This window comes from Paenibacillus thailandensis (genome assembly GCF_042685365.1).
Lineage (GTDB): Bacteria > Bacillota > Bacilli > Paenibacillales > Paenibacillaceae > Paenibacillus_AP > Paenibacillus_AP thailandensis.
This window is the reverse complement of sequence record NZ_JBHUMY010000007.1, coordinates 236345-251707: the sequence shown is the minus strand read 5'-3', so window position 1 is coordinate 251707 and position 15363 is coordinate 236345. Positions and strand designations below refer to the sequence as shown.

The 15363-nt window shown below is 54.5% G+C and carries 11 protein-coding genes; 9 read left to right on the top strand and 2 right to left on the bottom strand.

The genetic code is table 11. From position 1 onward, the window contains the following. Positions 1-6 precede the first annotated feature (6 nt). Positions 7-843, bottom strand: coding sequence for a helix-turn-helix transcriptional regulator (locus tag ACFSW5_RS08840; protein ID WP_379271574.1), 837 nt, complete (start codon positions 841-843; stop codon positions 7-9). Positions 844-993: 150 nt separating this feature from the next. On the opposite strand from ACFSW5_RS08840, the gene ACFSW5_RS08835 reads away from it, so the two are divergent. From ACFSW5_RS08835 to ACFSW5_RS08805, 7 genes are all read left to right on the top strand, one after another. After that, positions 994-2376 carry an MFS transporter gene (locus ACFSW5_RS08835; RefSeq protein WP_379271572.1) on the top strand — a complete coding sequence of 461 codons (1383 nt, stop codon included), beginning with the start codon at positions 994-996 and terminating at the stop codon, positions 2374-2376. Positions 2377-2803: 427 nt separating this feature from the next. After that, on the top strand, positions 2804-4366 hold the full coding sequence (locus tag ACFSW5_RS08830; RefSeq protein WP_379271570.1) for a response regulator: 1563 nt from the start codon (positions 2804-2806) through the stop codon (positions 4364-4366). Positions 4367-4496: 130 nt separating this feature from the next. Further along, positions 4497-6317: a sensor histidine kinase gene (locus ACFSW5_RS08825; RefSeq protein ID WP_379271568.1), complete on the top strand. Its 1821-nt coding sequence runs from the start codon at positions 4497-4499 to the stop codon at positions 6315-6317. 224 nt (positions 6318-6541) lie between these two features. Beyond that, positions 6542-7834, top strand: a complete 1293-nt coding sequence (locus ACFSW5_RS08820) for an ABC transporter substrate-binding protein (protein ID WP_379271565.1) — start codon at positions 6542-6544, stop codon at positions 7832-7834. A gap of 148 nt (positions 7835-7982) precedes the next feature. Continuing rightward, complete coding sequence (locus tag ACFSW5_RS08815) at positions 7983-8858, top strand: carbohydrate ABC transporter permease (protein WP_379271823.1); 876 nt, start codon at positions 7983-7985, stop codon at positions 8856-8858. Next, a complete protein-coding gene (locus tag ACFSW5_RS08810) occupies positions 8851-9669 on the top strand; it encodes a carbohydrate ABC transporter permease (RefSeq protein WP_379271563.1) in 819 nt (272 codons plus the stop codon). The genes ACFSW5_RS08815 and ACFSW5_RS08810 overlap by 8 nt, the downstream gene beginning before the upstream one ends. Positions 9670-9727: 58 nt before the next feature. Next, complete coding sequence (locus tag ACFSW5_RS08805; RefSeq protein WP_379271561.1) at positions 9728-12772, top strand: glycoside hydrolase family 2 TIM barrel-domain containing protein; 3045 nt, start codon at positions 9728-9730, stop codon at positions 12770-12772. A 164-nt stretch (positions 12773-12936) separates the two neighbouring features. On the opposite strand, the gene ACFSW5_RS08800 is transcribed toward ACFSW5_RS08805, so the two are convergent. Then, the gene (locus tag ACFSW5_RS08800) at positions 12937-13173 is read right to left on the bottom strand and encodes a hypothetical protein (protein ID WP_379271558.1); all 237 of its coding nucleotides are present in this window, start codon (positions 13171-13173) and stop codon (positions 12937-12939) included. Positions 13174-13677: 504 nt separating this feature from the next. On the opposite strand from ACFSW5_RS08800, the gene ACFSW5_RS08795 reads away from it, so the two are divergent. Both ACFSW5_RS08795 and ACFSW5_RS08790 read left to right on the top strand, forming a co-directional pair. Continuing rightward, positions 13678-14199, top strand: a complete 522-nt coding sequence (locus ACFSW5_RS08795) for a hypothetical protein (RefSeq protein ID WP_379271556.1) — start codon at positions 13678-13680, stop codon at positions 14197-14199. Further along, positions 14196-15284 carry a Ger(x)C family spore germination protein gene (locus ACFSW5_RS08790; protein WP_379271554.1) on the top strand — a complete coding sequence of 363 codons (1089 nt, stop codon included), beginning with the start codon at positions 14196-14198 and terminating at the stop codon, positions 15282-15284. The genes ACFSW5_RS08795 and ACFSW5_RS08790 overlap by 4 nt, the downstream gene beginning before the upstream one ends. Positions 15285-15363 lie beyond the last annotated feature (79 nt).

Sequence of the window (15363 nt, the reverse complement as noted above, 5' to 3'; positions counted from 1 at the left end):
AATGAATTAATCGGATAAGAGCTTCTCCAGCTTGGAGATGGTATCCTCATTCGACGGGATATTGATCGTGACGGTAAGGTGGGCGGCATCCGTTGCAAGAAACGAAATCTGGTCAAATACGAGCAGGCCGGCCTTCGGGTGATGATTGATTTTTTTCCCTTCAGGGCCGTTCAAGACATCATGCTTCGGCCACCAGGCGCGAAATTCCGGGCTTACCCGCGTCAGGTCCTCGATGATCTCCATCCACCAAGGATCGCCAATGAATTTACCGTAGCTGGCGCGAAAGTGAGCCAGACGGTGCCGGGCATGACTTTCCCAGTTTTCTTGAAGCACTTGCCGCACATATGGCGAGGTGAACGTCCGCCAGACGGTATTGCGCTCGCGCGTCGACATCAACTCATAGTTCCCGTAAATCAGGCTTGCCGACCTGTTCCATGCAACAACATTCAGCCGCGCATCGGTCACATAGGCCGGACTTGTCCCTTGCAAGTCAAGGAAGCGTTGAAGCGGCGGACTGACCGTGTCTTCTATCGGCGCGAGATCGGCGGGGAGCTGCTGGAGGGCCAGCAAAAATAAATGCTTGCGCTCATTCGGGTCAAGCTGGAGAGCGCGGGCTATGTTTTCCAGTACTTGAGCCGACACTTGAATATTTCGGGCTTGTTCCAGCCACGTATACCAGTCCACGCTGACGCCGGAAAGCTGCGCCACTTCCGAGCGTCTAAGTCCCGGCGTTCGCCTCCGGCCTCTATTGGGCAAACCGGCTTGTTCGGGCGAAATACGGGCGCGGCGGGTCTTCAAAAAGTGTGCCAGCTCATCGAGCCTTGTATGGTTGGATTGGTCCATAACTCGGTTCTTTCTCTCCTTTTTCGGACTTCTATTGTAGGAGAAAAACTCCTAGGATAAACCCTCATCTTATTCCAGTATACAATCCATTATACACTTTCGATGACCCGAAACGGCGAATCGTTATTATTTCAATGGAGGGGAATCGCTATGGAAAAAACAATGCAAATACAGTCCAACCATACCGGCAGGTCGACCAAAGCGCTGGTCCTTCTCGGACTTTCGCTTGGATACTTTATGGTGCTTCTGGATACGACGGTGGTGAGCGTCGCGCTTCCTTCGATCCGCGCCGAGCTGGGGGGCGGGATATCGGGCCTTCAATGGGTGGTCAACGCCTACACGATCGTGTTTGCCGGACTGCTGCTATCCATGGGGGCGTTGGCCGATACGCTTGGAGCCAAACGAGTTTATACATGCGGTCTCGTCCTATTTCTCGCAGGATCGGCGATCTCGGCAGCGGCTTCGAATTTAGGCACGCTTATCGGAATGCGTGCCATTCTTGGCATAGGAGCCGCAGCTCTGATGCCGGCCTCGCTTACCTTGATCGCGCATGCATATCCTGAACCTGTCCAGCGTGCCCGGGCGCTTGGCATTTGGGCGGCGATTACGGGGGCGGCGATGGCGGCGGGGCCGGTTCTCGGCGGTTTAATGGCGGACTCGCTGGGGTGGCGCAGCATTTTTCTTCTCAATGTACCGCTGGCAATCGTCAGCCTGATCGTCACTTTCCTGTTCGTGAAGGAAACGGGCCGCAAACCGCGGAAAAGCTTTGACTGGCGGGGCCAAATCGCCGCCGTCGCCGCCATAGCCGGACTGTCGTTCGGACTGATGGAGGGGGAAACGTACGGATGGAGCTCCGCGGTTATACTTGGGGCTTTTGGTCTGGCTCTGTCGGGGGCTATCCTCTTTTTGATAATCGAAGCGAAAGGCCAAGACCCTCTGCTTCCATTGCCGCTCTTTAAGAATAAGACGGTATCGGCCGGAATGGTCGCCGGGATGGCGATCAATATCGGATTGTCGGGAACGCTGTTTGTTCTTCCCTTATTTTTTCAGCAAATACGAGGATTATCGGCCCACTTAGCCGGACTTGCGCTTCTTCCGATGATGATTCCGCTCGCCTTTAACCCCATCTTAACCGGTAGAATCGTGGGCAGAACCGGAGCGCGGATACCGATGACCGCCGGCTTTTGTCTGGGGGCATTGGGCACGATGCTGCAAGTGTGGACAGACGGCCGCTCGAGCTATGCCGTTACGATGATCGGATTGCTGCTGATCGGTTTCGGAGTGTCTTTGACGATTCCTTCGTTGACGGCAGCCGTCATGTCTTCCGTTCCGAAAGAGCAGACCGGCGCGATTTCCGGAGCTCTAAATTCAAGCCGCCAGCTTGGGGCGACGCTTGGCGTGGCGATTATCGGCTCGATTCTGGGCGGCGGCGAATCGTTCATTGCCGGAATGCAAGCATCGCTGATCGTGATGTCGGCGATAATGTTTGGCGGCAGTCTGCTATCGTTCGCGTTTATCGGCAGAAAACCTTAACGGCTGAGGTCGATTAAGACGCGGATGTCAGCGGCGTTGGGACGCTGCACGAAACCAACGAATCGTTATCGGCGACGGAGCCGTCGCTCCGTAACGTATCGAACCGAACCGGTCCTTTGCAGACCGGTTTTTTCTTTACTCTCCCATTGATGCCCAAATTCATCGCTTGGCGCGAATCGTTTCCTCCGAGCTCCCGCGTGCGGGGTTGTTTTTGCCGGCCATCTTCTGTATTATCGGGACTAAAGTTGTATTGCATGAAAAAATAACGTGCGGCAAACGGTCTTCCAAGATTTCGGGAAGCGGTTTCATGGGTCCGCCGTTCATGCAGCCGGTAAATAATCGGATACGGGGGATGTTAACCGATATATTAGAAGTAGAGGAGTTAACCGGGGCAGACGGGTTCATAGCTAGATAGAGGGGGACGGCAATGGACAGCTTGTGCAAAATTTTGATCGTGGACGATGAAATATTGGCAAGACAAGGCTTTAAGCATCTGATCAATTGGGAGCAGGAAGGCTTCACCATCGTCGGGGAAGCTTCGAACGGCCAGGAAGCGCTGCGGCTGATCGAACGGCTTCGGCCCCATATCGTCGTGACGGATATCGTCATGCCGGTCATGGACGGCGAGAAGCTGACGCGCATCGCGAAGGAGCGTTATCCGGCCGTCGAGTTCATCGTGCTCAGCAGCTTCGGGGAATTCGATTACGTCCGTTCGACGTTTCAGAGCGGCGTGGCCGATTATATTCTCAAGCCGAAGCTGGAGGCCGATAAGCTGCTCGCCATTCTGAAAGCGACGGCACGCAAAATTCCCGGCCTGCGGCTGCCCGATACGCCCGGAACGGGGCAAGCGTCCGTCTCGCAGCTGCTGGAAAAGCTGATCGCCGGGTACGACGCCGATTATGACCTCGACGCAGCCGCGGGGGCGCTGCCGTACGCCGGCTACGCCTTATTCGGAGTCGACCTGCGGCGGATTCCGGACCGGGCTACAGCGGATATTACGGCCAAGCTGGAGGAGGAGCTCCGGTCCCGGGTCGAGCCGCTCGCGCTGGAGCCGATCCCGGCCGACGGCAGCGTCGTCGTCTATTTGGCGAATGCCGGCGCGAAGGACTTGAACGGACTGAAGGAGGCGGCTTACGCGCTGGCGGGATGGTCCGAAGAGCATGCGCCGGGCGCGGGCTGGCTCGTTGGAGATACGTTTGCCGAGCTGCAGCAGCTCGGCTCGCAATACCGCAACCGGTTCGCGAAGCTGGCCGATTACCGGTTTTACTGGAAGGACGCGGACGTGCTGGCGTTCGGCCAGCTTCCTCCCCTCCCGCCGGCGGAACCGAAGTTCGACATGAGCCGCTTTACGGACGACATGAACCGGCATCATTTCGACGAGGCTTTTCTCTATTTGCGGCAGCATGTGCGGGAGCTGGCGGGCTATTACAAGCTGGAAGTGTTTGAATTCAAATCTTTCCTGAGCAATATGATTTTCAACATCGCGATCCTGCTCGGCAACCTCGGATTTGACGTGAAGGACCTGGAAGAGTCCAAATACGGTTATTTCAAAACGATCGACGAAGCGAAGCACGCGGAGGAAGCGATCGCGCATCTCGAGATGTTTGTGTCCGAGGCCCGTTCCCGTCTTGCGGGCAAGCAGGAAGCCGCCAATCCGAACATGAAGAAGCTGCTGGATTACATCAAGGAGCATTACGCGGAGCCGCTTAGCTTGACGGGAGTGGCGACTCATTTTCACTTCAACCCGTCTTATCTGTCCAATTACTTCGCGACTCATAATAAAGAAGGGTTCAGCGAATATTTAAACAAAATCCGGGTGGAAAAAGCCGCGGAGCTGCTCCGCACGGAGACCGCTTCGATCTCCGAGATCAGCGGCATGGTCGGCTATTCGGATCATAGCTACTTTACGAAGGTGTTCAAGAAGCTGACCGGACTGTCGCCAAGCTTGTACCGCAAGCAGTACGGACTGAAAGACAGAGAATGGCTGTAGCCTTAAGCGCATGCGCCAAGCCGCCGGGCCGAACCGGCGGCTTATTGCCGTTTCGCTTGCCGCCGCCGTTCGGTTAACATAGGAACGAATCGACGGCTTAAGACTTGGCCGGGAAAGGAAAGAGGCGCGGATGAAGACATTTCTGCAAAAAATCAGACAGCAAAGGTTGTTCATTCAAATTTTTATCGTGATGGTCGTTAGCATTATCGCCGTTTCTTTGCTGACCTCGCTCGTTACGGTCCGAATGTCCGAGCGTCTGTTCATGAATACGTTCAGCATTACGAACTCGAAAATCATCAGCCAGATCAAGACGAATTTCGAGTCGTTCAATTACTCCATCATTACGGCGTCCAGCAATTTGCAGCAAAGCGGCTCGGTCAAAACGTACCTGTCGGCAGGCGATGCCGATTCCTTAACGGATATGAAAATCTACTACAACATGGGCCAGCAGATGAAGCAGGTCGAATCGAACCTCGAAGCGTACGAGGTCAGCCTGAAGGTGATCGGGGTGAACGGGAGAAGCTATTCGTCGGCTCAGGCCTACTGGCCGTTATCGGTCGAGGAAGCGAACGAAAGCGTGATTACGACGAGGACGCTGGCAAGCCCGAAGCGGCTTCTTTATCAATTCGACGGCTCCTTCGGGGCCGATTCGCCGGGCGAATCGGTCATCGTCGCTTCCAAGGCGCTGATGGAACGGACGAGCGGCGACATCTACGGGGTCATGTACGTGGCCATTCGGGAAATGGACTTCCGCCGCTTTTATTCGAACTTCACCTCCGAAGGCAACGACGTCGCGATCGTCGACCAGTCGGGCGTTATCGTGTCCAGCAACCGCGAGGAACTGATCGGCAAGGAAGCGCCGGATCTGCTGGCGTACGCCAAGGAAATCGAGGAGCAGGGGCTCGGCTCCCTTAATGCCGACGTGATGGGGACGGAGCATCTTATTTTGTCCCAAAGCTTGCCCACTTACGATTTTTATCTCGTGAATCTGATCGACAAGCGCATGGCGTTAAGCCAAATGCTCGATCTGAGCACCATCGTACTCATCTCGCTTGCGATCGTAGCGGTCGCGCTTGTCGTCGTGTTTCTGATCACGAGAAGGCTGACCAAGTCGCTGACGAATCTGGTCGGCCAGATGGCGAGCATTACGGCGAACCATTTCGGCAACTATATCGCCGTCGAAGGCAGCTATGAGACGCAGCGGCTCGGCCAAGCCTTTAATTATATGCTCGACGAATTAAACGACTATATCGACAAGCTGATCGAGACGCAGAAGCGGCAGCGCAACGCCGAGCTTGCGGCGCTTCAAATGCAGATTAACCCGCATTTTCTGTACAACACGCTGGCGTCGATCAAGGTGCTTGTCCAGCAGGGCAGCAAAGAGAAGGCGACCGATACGATCAACGCGCTTATCGCGCTGCTGCAGAACACGGTAAGCAACATCAGCGAAACGATTACGATCGAGCAGGAGCTCGAAAATTTAAAAAATTACGTGCATATTAACCATGTCCGCTATGGGGAACGCATTAAGGTCAGCTATTTCGTGGCGCCCGATTGCTTGCAGCACAAGCTGCCGAAGCTTGTGCTGCAGCCCTTTATCGAAAACGCGTTTTTCCACGCCTTTAACGAGAAGGCGGGCGGCTACATTTACGTCCTTGTGTCCAAGGAGCGGGACGCCCTTATTTGCGAAGTGGTGGACAACGGCGACGGCATGGACGTCGATGAAGTCATGGACGTTACGCATGACGGCGACGGTACGGATGTCCCGGACGCTAAGGGCGACGACGGCATGGCGAACCGGGCGAGCACCCGCCATCTGTTCTCCGGCATCGGCATCCGCAACGTTCATGAACGCATCGCGCTGTTGTACGGGGACGAATACGGCGTCACGCTGACGAGCAAACGGGGCGAAGGAACGCGCATCAGGGTCAGGCTGCCGCTTGTCCGGTAGCCGCCGGCCCGTCCGAATCCATAGGTTTTCAGCTTATTCGAAAAAAAATACAAAAATCAAAAAAAAGTACAAATCCAAATGATTGCGTTTTCAACAAGACAAAAGAAATGACCAATACTTAAAAAGATATTTCTAACAGCCTATTTTGGCACAATGATAAGATGAAATCGTTAGCCGGCAAACGCTTACAGGCGTAAAGTCATTTTTAACGGGGGTTGAAAGCGTTGAAAAAGTTACTCGCAGTATTGCTAGCCAGTTTTGTTCTGTTGACCGCATGCTCCGGCAACGGCGGAGGCGGCAACGAGGGCGCTGCCGAAGGCGAAGGCGGCAAAAAAGAGATTACTGTTTGGGCATGGGACCCGAACTTCAACATCGCGGCGCTGGAGATGGCCAAAGAAGCTTACGCGGCCAAAAATCCCGACGTGACCGTCAATATCGTGGAATACGCGCAAGCGGACATTATTCAAAAACTGAACACCGGTCTGAACTCCGGCACGACGAAAGGCTTGCCGAACATCGTGCTGATCGAGGACTACCGGGCGCAAAGCTTCCTGCAAGCTTATCCGGATTCGTTCTACGACATGAGCGGCTCGATCAAAGCGTCCGATTTCGCGGATTACAAGATCGGACCGACAAGCGTGAACGGCAAACAATACGGGGTACCGTTCGACACCGGCGTCGTCGGCCTTTACGTCAGAACCGACTACCTGGAGCAAGCCGGATATAAGGTCGAGGATCTCCAAGATATCACCTGGAACGACTACATCGAAATCGGCAAAAAAATCAAAGAAGCGACAGGCAAAAACCTGCTGACGCTTGACCCGAACGATCTGGGTCAGCTCCGCATGATGATTCAATCGGCCGGCTCGTGGTACCTGAAGGAAGACGGCACGACGCCGAACCTGGAAGGCAACGCGGCTCTCAAAGAAGCGTTCGAAACGTACAAAGCGCTGATGGATGCCGACATCGTGACGATGGTTTCCGACTGGAGCCAATTCGTCGGCGCGTTCAACAACGGAGACGTAGCGTCCGTGCCTACGGGCAACTGGATTACGCCTTCGATCAAAGCGGAAGCTTCGCAATCCGGCAAATGGGCGGTCGTTCCGTTCCCGAAATTGTCGGCCAACGAATCCGTTCACGCAACGAACCTCGGCGGAAGCTCGTGGTACGTCATGAACGTCGACGGCAAGGAAGAAGCAGCGGACTTCCTGGCTCAAACGTTTGGTTCCGATGCGGAATTGTACCAAAATCTCGTAACGAAGATCGGCGCGATCGGCACGCTGAAAGCCGCTTCGACGGGCGAAGCCTACAAGGCTGCCGACGAGTTCTTCGGCGGACAGGCGACGATATCCGACTTCGCGAAATGGACGGAACAAATTCCGAACGTGAACTACGGCATGCATACGTACGCAATCGAGGACATTCTGAAAGTCGAGATGCAGAACTACATGAACGGCAAAAGTATCGACCAAGTGCTGAGCGACGCGCAAAAAACGGCCGAAGCTCAAGTCAAATAATTTAAATCGATTGTTCTATTTTGAGTCGTTAGGCGCCGCCGCCTCCACTTCTACCGATGCTGGCTAAGGAAGCGAGAGGGGCGGCGCCCTCTGGTTCAAAGATTTTGCGGAAAGGGGTTGGGCTGACGTGAGAGCGGCGAAACCTGGCATGAACATGAGCAAAAAAGCCAATCTGACCGGATGGCTGTTCATTATGCTGGCAGTCGTTATGATTGCGGCGTTTTATTTTTACCCGATGATCCAAGCTCTGCTCCTCTCGTTCAAGACGGGCACGGGCGTTAACATGAAATTTACCGGCTTCGACAATTACACGCGGTTGTTCACCGACGCGACGTTTCTGACCGCGGTTAAAAATACGTTTATTTACCTGATCATTCAGGTTCCCGTCATGCTGATTCTCGGCCTTTTCATTTCGGTGCTGCTGAACGACAGCAAGCTGAAATTCAAAGGCTTTTTCCGCACGGCTATCTTCCTCCCGGCGGTGACGTCGCTTGTCGCTTATTCGGTCGTGTTCAAATATTTGTTCGCGGCGGACGGGCTCGTCAATATGGCCTTGATGAAGCTTCATCTGGTCGCCGAGCCGATTCAATGGATTACCGATCCCTTCTGGGCGAAGGTAACGATTATTTTGGCCATTACATGGCGCTGGACCGGCTATAATATGATTTTTTACTTGTCCTCCTTGCAGAATATCGACAATTCCATCTACGAGGCGGCCCGAATCGACGGAGCTTCGCCGATGCGGCAATTTTTCGGGATTACGATTCCGCTGCTGAAGCCGATCATCCTGTTCACGTCGATTACGTCGACGATCGGCACGCTGCAGCTGTTCGACGAGATCGTCAACATTACGAAGGGCGGTCCGGGCAACGCGACGCTGTCCATTTCGCAATATATTTACAATCTTTCGTTCAAATATTCGGCAGACTTCGGCTATGCGGCAACGGTGTCGTATTCCATCGTCATCATGATCATCGTTCTGTCGATTATCCAGTTTAAAGCGGCAGGTGATAAGAATGGCTAAACGTTTCTTGACCTACTTGTTTCTCATAATCGCCGCGTTCATCTCGATATTCCCGTTTCTATGGATGATCGTCAGCGCGACGAACGAATCGGTTGACGTCACGAGAGGCCGGCTGCTGCCGGGCTCCCATCTGTTCGACAATTTGCGAAACCTGATCGATACCGCCGACATCGGCACGGCGATGCTGAATTCGGCGAAAGTGTCGATTTCGACGACGGTGCTTGCGCTGCTCATCGCTTCGCTCGCCGGCTACGGCTTCGAAATTTACCGCAGCAAAGCGAAGGACGCCGTGTTCAACGTCCTGCTTGCGTCGATGATGATTCCGTTCGCGGCGCTTATGATTCCGCTGTACCAGATGTTCGCCGGCTTTTCGGACACGCTGCCGTTCATCGGCATCGATACGTTGACGTCGGTCGTGCTGCCGACGTTTACGACGGCGTTCCTTATTTTCTTCTTCCGGCAAAGCACGAAGATGTTTCCGAAGGAGCTGCTGGAAGCGGGCCGGATCGACGGCCTGACGGAGCTCGGGCTGTTCTTCCGCGTGTACGTGCCTACGATGAAGACGACTTACGCGGCTGCGGCGATCATTACGTTCATGTCCAGCTGGAACAATTACTTGTGGCCGCTCATCGTCCTGCAGTCGCCGGAGAAGATGACGGTGCCGCTGCTGATTTCCAATCTCGGATCCAGCTATTCGCCCGACTACGGGATCATTATGACGGCGATCGTCATTTCGACCCTTCCGACGGCCCTAGTGTTTTTCTTGATGCAAAAGCACTTTGTCGCGGGCATGACAGGTTCGGTAAAATAGAGATAACATTCGATGAAGTTGCAGCATGAGAAGTTCATTCGACATTTGGGAGAGGGGAATGCAAGTGCAATCGCAAGCGATACAGACGCCAAGCCTGTCCTGGCTGACCGACCCGGGCGTGTTTGCCGTTAACCGGCTGCCGGCCTATTCGGACCACCGTTATTACGAAACGGCCGCCGAAGCAGAAGCAAGGGGAGAGATGCCGCTGCGCCATAGCCTGAACGGCATCTGGAAATTCCATTACGCAGTTAATCCGGCGGCGCGTCCGGCCGAGTTCTACCGGAGCGAATACGCTACGGACGGATGGGGCGACATCGAAGTGCCGGGACACATCCAGCTGCAAGGCTACGGAAAGCCGCAATACGTCAACACGATGTATCCGTGGGACGGCTACAACGATATTCGCCCTCCGGCCATTCCGGAGGACCGCAATCCGGTCGGCAGTTACGTGAAGGTTTTCGCCGTGCCGGACCATATGAAGGGCAAGCCCGTTTATATTTCGTTCCAAGGCGTGGAGTCGGCTTTTTATGTGTGGCTGAACGGCCAATTCGTCGGGTACAGCGAAGACAGCTTTACGCCGGCCGATTTCGAGCTGACCCCTTATTTGACGGAAGGAGATAACAAGCTTGCGGTCGAGGTGTACCAAAGGAGCACGGGAGGATGGCTGGAGGATCAGGACTTCTGGCGGTTCTCGGGCATTTTCCGCGACGTGTATCTGTACACGGTTCCTTCGGTCCATGTGCGCGACTTGTTCGTCAAGACCGATCTGAGCGACAACTACACGGTCGGGACGCTTCGCGCCGAGCTGAAGCTGGAAGGCGCTTCGGCATCCCGCATCTCGCTGGAGCTGAAGGACGCCGCGGGCCAGGTCGTATCGTGGGTGGAAAACGCGGAGCCGGGCGGCGCCGTCACGCTCATCGCGAACGCGGGGCAAGTGAAGCCGTGGAGCGCGGAAAACCCTTATCTCTATACGTTATACATCAGCGTTTACGACGAATCGGGCAAGCTGGTCGAGGTTGTGCCGCAAAAGGTCGGCTTCCGCAAGTTTGAAATGATCGATAAAGTAATGCGGCTGAACGGCAAGCGCATCGTATTCAAGGGCGTGAACCGCCATGAGTTCAACGCCCGCAGAGGACGGGCCGTTACGAAGGAAGACATGCTTTGGGACATCAAGACGCTCAAGCGCAACAACATCAATGCGGTGCGGACGTCCCATTACCCGAACCAGACGTTGTGGTACGAGCTGTGCGACGAATACGGCGTCTACGTTATCGACGAAATGAATCTCGAGACGCACGGTTCGTGGCAGAAGATGGGGGCGGTCGAGCCGTCGTGGAACATTCCGGGCAATAAGCCGGAGTGGCGGGATATCGTATTGGACCGCGCCGTTTCGATGGTGGAGCGCGACAAGAACCATCCGTCCATCCTGATCTGGTCTTGCGGCAACGAATCGTATGCGGGCGAAGTGATTCTGAACGTGACCGAATATTTCCACGGGAAGGACCCGAGCCGGCTTGTCCATTACGAAGGCGTATTCCACAACCGCGAATACGATGCCGCAAGCGATATGGAAAGCCGCATGTACGCGAAGCCGGCCGACATTGAAGTTTATTTGAACGCCGATCCGAAGAAGCCTTACATCAGCTGCGAATATATGCACGCGATGGCCAACTCGCTTGGCGGCATGCACAAATATACGGAGCTGGAGCGCAAATACGAGATGTATCAGGGCGGCTTCATCTGGGATTACATCGACCAGGCAATTGTGAAGAAAAACCGTTACGGCGAGGAGTTTCTCGCTTACGGCGGCGATTTCGGCGACCGTTCGACCGACTACAATTTCTGCACGAACGGCATCGTTTACGCGGACCGCAAGGAATCGCCGAAGATGCAGGAAGTGAAATTCCTGTATCAGAACATTAAGCTGCTTCCCGACCGCAAAGGCGTTAAAGTCGTTAACGAGAATCTGTTCGAAGGCACGGACGCTTATTCGCTCGTTTACCGTCTGTTCCGGGAAGGGGAACAGGTATACGAAGGTTCGGTCTCCGTCGACGTAGCCGCTCAAAGCGAAGCTTACGTCGAGCTGGATCTGCCGGACGTCAGCGGCGTTCCCGGCGAATACGCGCTCCACGTCTCGCTTGTGCTGAAGGAAGACGCGTTATGGGCGGAAGCCGGCTTCGAGCAGGCGTTCGGCCAGCATGTGTTCCTGGTGGAAGGCGGAGAGGCGCCGCTTCCGGAAGGCTCGTTCCGCGTCGTGGAAGGCGACGTGAACATCGGCGTGCACGGCCGCGAGTTCAGCGTGCTGTTCTCGAAGCAGGCGGGCACGATGATTTCGCTCAATTACGCAGGCCGCGAAATGATCGCGAAAGCGCCGTCCACGCTGTTCTGGCGGGCGACGACGGACAACGACAAAGGCTTCCGGCTCGGCTACGATTCCGGCGCCTGGTATGCGGCCAGCCTGACGCGCAGATGCACCGGCTGGGAGCTGAAGCAGGACGAAAGCACCGTCACGGTGACATACACGTACCGTTACAGCATTAGCGACGCGATCAGCTCGACGGTCGCCTATACGGTGTACGGCGACGGCAGCGTGAGCGTATCGGCCCGTTACCAAGGAGCGGCCGGATTGCCGAAGCTTCCGATCTTTGCTTTGTCGTTCAAGCTTCCGGCCGATTACCGTCATCTCGAATGGTACGCTCTGGGGCCGGAGGAAAACTATATCGACCGGCGCGAAGGCGCGCGCCTGTGCGTATTCCGTAACGATGCGGCCGACAACGTGTCCGGCTACGTCGTGCCGCAAGAATCCGGCAACCGCACCGGCGTCCGCCGCGTCAGCATTGCCGACGACAGCGGCCGCGGCATCCGCATCACCGCTCCGGCGGCGCAGCCGGTCGAGGCGAATATCTCGCCTTACACCGCCTTCGAGCTGGAGAATGCGGAGCATCGCTACGAGCTGCCGCCGGTTCATTATACCGTCGTGACGATCGCCGGCAAGCAGATGGGCGTCGGCGGCGACGACAGCTGGGGCGCCCCGGTTCATGACGAATATTTGATCCCGGCGGATCAAGACCTCGCCTTCGAATTTACAATCTCCCGCCTATAGGCGAGAAGGCCAAGCTTAATTCTATAGTGAATGCTAGCTAGTTTTAGAATAGGGTAGGGTGTCTATGCACTCTACCCTATTCATACTAATATTTGGTTTAGAGATTGAAAAACAAAGGACCGGCCTCTTGGGAGACCGGTCCTTTGTTTTTCAATCCAATGACCTTACGCATGCAGGATCGTATTTCCCCGCTTTGCGGAAGGAAGCAGCGAATACACGTTTTGCAGCCAGGAAATTTTCGGGCTGATCTTGAACTGCGAATCGGTGAACGTGCACCGGTCGTAGTTGAAGTTCAGCGAAGAGATAATAATCGTGCAGTTCAGGAAAGAGCATCCGATATAATGCTTGCCGTCAAAGTCGACAGTCGTGTTCTCGAAATGTTGGTTAAGGACGTAATCCATACGTATTCCTCCTTCTTATCCATTATTTATTTGCTAGCATATCCCGAAACCGGCGAAATGAACCAAGGCTTCTTCACTAAAAAGCGGAATATTCAGATAATTTGTTGTCGAATCGGATGCAATTGTCGAATCCGGAACGGTGCCTAAGCAAGTTCGATAATGACGGCGAATCATGTAGAAACTTGATGAGATAGGCGTGTCAGAAAATGTTACGGGGATATGATATGGTTAAGTTATATCATACTGCAACGGAAGGATTTGCGCAACGAATAAATGAATGATATTTTCCGCAAGCCGATTGCGGTTGCGTTCCGATGCGCGCGTATACGAGGCGTTTCTAAGGCAAAACTGTTGATGCCATTACAATTTCGGGAGGTGCCTCGGTGAAACTGATGCATATGCTGCTTTCATGTTCGGAAGAGGACGCCGATCTGTTCGTGCAAACGGTCTATTTGATGCAGGAGCCGGTAACGATTGCCGGCTATGCGTCGATGATCGATAAGCTTGTTTGCATTTGCCGGCGGCTTTTTATTTCTGGGGTTCATTACGCCTTATGTCAGCTACAGCCGCAAAAAGCTGCTGTGGGCCAGCGTCGTGCTAATCCCTTTGTTCTTGATTGCGGTCTACGGACCGATTCTGACGTTCGGGCAAAATACCGCCTCCCAATTTCAGTTTCCGTTTATGATGAATATCGACACGGTCGACATCGATTGGCTGATGTTCGATCGGGTCACGATGTTTTTTCTGCTGAGCATGATTACGTTCGTGATGCTGTTTTTGGCCATCGTGTTATGGAAGTCCGTCCGGCTCATGAATCGGCCGTTTAAGCGGCTGAAGCCGGTTTATGTTCTGCTGGCGTTAAGCCTGGTCGTATTTATCGTTTGTTTACTGATTCCCGATTGGAAATTCGTCGAGAAGCTGTTCTGGTGGAATACGTTTTTAAGGCTATACATCTTTACGGTCGTCCCGGCAATCACTTTGGCGATCGGACTAACGAAAGGCGGGGGGCGTAAAGCATCGCCATGAGCAAACGGGCTGCGGTACAAAAACGGCTGCCGGCGATGCTTGCGCTTGTGCTGCTTCTTCCGCTGCTTGGCGGCTGCTGGGACAATCGGGACATCAATCACCGCTCTTTGCCGATTGTGATGGGAATCGGACAGGCGGACGCCGGTTATAAAGTTTATCTTCAGCTTCCGGAAATTACGAAAGACAGCTTGTCGATTCGGATTGTGAGCGGGACCGGCCCGACCGTGAGCGAAGTGGTCGACCGCATCAGCACGAATATGGAAAGCCAGGTCGACCTGCTGCACCTAAAGCTTATCGTGGTCGATCGCAGCTATGCGGAGAAAGGAATGAAGGACAGCATCTCCGGCTTTATGCGCTCGCGCGATCTTTCTCCCAAAACGATGATCGCCATCTGCGAAGATCCGCTGGACCGATTCTTTAAAGAATACGAAAAAAAGATGAACAGCAACCAGACGCTGCTTTACGATTATTTCGAGACGAATGCGGGCTGGAATCCGGAAATCGCGCGAACCCGCGTATGGGAGATGTTCCGGAGCGTCAATTCGTTTACCCGGGATGTGTTCGTTCCGATCGTTAAGCTCGGCACCGCGACTCCGGTTGAAATAGCGGGCTCCGCCATCATCAGAAACGGGCGGATGGTCGGCCGCATCGCTCCCGACGAAACGCTGCTCGCGAACATATTCAACGGCAGGGGCGCGCAGGGGAAAATCGAAGTGATGAATCACGCCACCGTGCTGGTGCTGAGCAACCGAATGACCCATAAAAGCGCGATGAACGGAAACCGGGCGATCTTGAACAGCACGGTCCATATTAAAGTTTCGATTCTGGAAACAAAGGGCTCGCCGACCGTCAGCCTTATCGAGCAAGAGCTGAAGCAGGTGCTTGAAGCGCGGTACGATAAACTTTTGGCCGTAATCCGGAAGCATCGGGCGGATATACTGGGCATCGGGCAATTTTTTCGGACCAAGCTGTCCCGGGAGGAGCTTGCGGATTGGAGAGAAGCTTATCTCCCGTACATGCAGATGAAGGTTCATGTAAAAGCCAGCGTTCAAAACGAAGGCAATTTGAAAATCAAACAGCAATAAGCAGCTTCCGGCATAAAATAAATCCCCTCCGGTTAAAGAACCGGAGGGGATAATGCCCGCCTTGAGGGCTGAGCTATCC

What these genes read in the sequence shown, in the direction of transcription:
- ACFSW5_RS08840 (WP_379271574.1), bottom strand. Translation starts at nt 843, where the DNA reads ATGGACCAATCCAACCATACAAGGCTCGATGAGCTGGCACACTTTTTG.
- ACFSW5_RS08835 (WP_379271572.1), top strand. Translation starts at nt 994, where the DNA reads ATGGAAAAAACAATGCAAATACAGTCCAACCATACCGGCAGGTCGACC.
- ACFSW5_RS08830 (WP_379271570.1), top strand. Translation starts at nt 2,804, where the DNA reads ATGGACAGCTTGTGCAAAATTTTGATCGTGGACGATGAAATATTGGCA.
- ACFSW5_RS08825 (WP_379271568.1), top strand. Translation starts at nt 4,497, where the DNA reads ATGAAGACATTTCTGCAAAAAATCAGACAGCAAAGGTTGTTCATTCAA.
- ACFSW5_RS08815 (WP_379271823.1), top strand. Translation starts at nt 7,983, where the DNA reads ATGAACATGAGCAAAAAAGCCAATCTGACCGGATGGCTGTTCATTATG.
- ACFSW5_RS08810 (WP_379271563.1), top strand. Translation starts at nt 8,851, where the DNA reads ATGGCTAAACGTTTCTTGACCTACTTGTTTCTCATAATCGCCGCGTTC.
- ACFSW5_RS08805 (WP_379271561.1), top strand. Translation starts at nt 9,728, where the DNA reads ATGCAAGTGCAATCGCAAGCGATACAGACGCCAAGCCTGTCCTGGCTG.
- ACFSW5_RS08800 (WP_379271558.1), bottom strand. Translation starts at nt 13,173, where the DNA reads ATGGATTACGTCCTTAACCAACATTTCGAGAACACGACTGTCGACTTT.
- ACFSW5_RS08790 (WP_379271554.1), top strand. Translation starts at nt 14,196, where the DNA reads ATGAGCAAACGGGCTGCGGTACAAAAACGGCTGCCGGCGATGCTTGCG.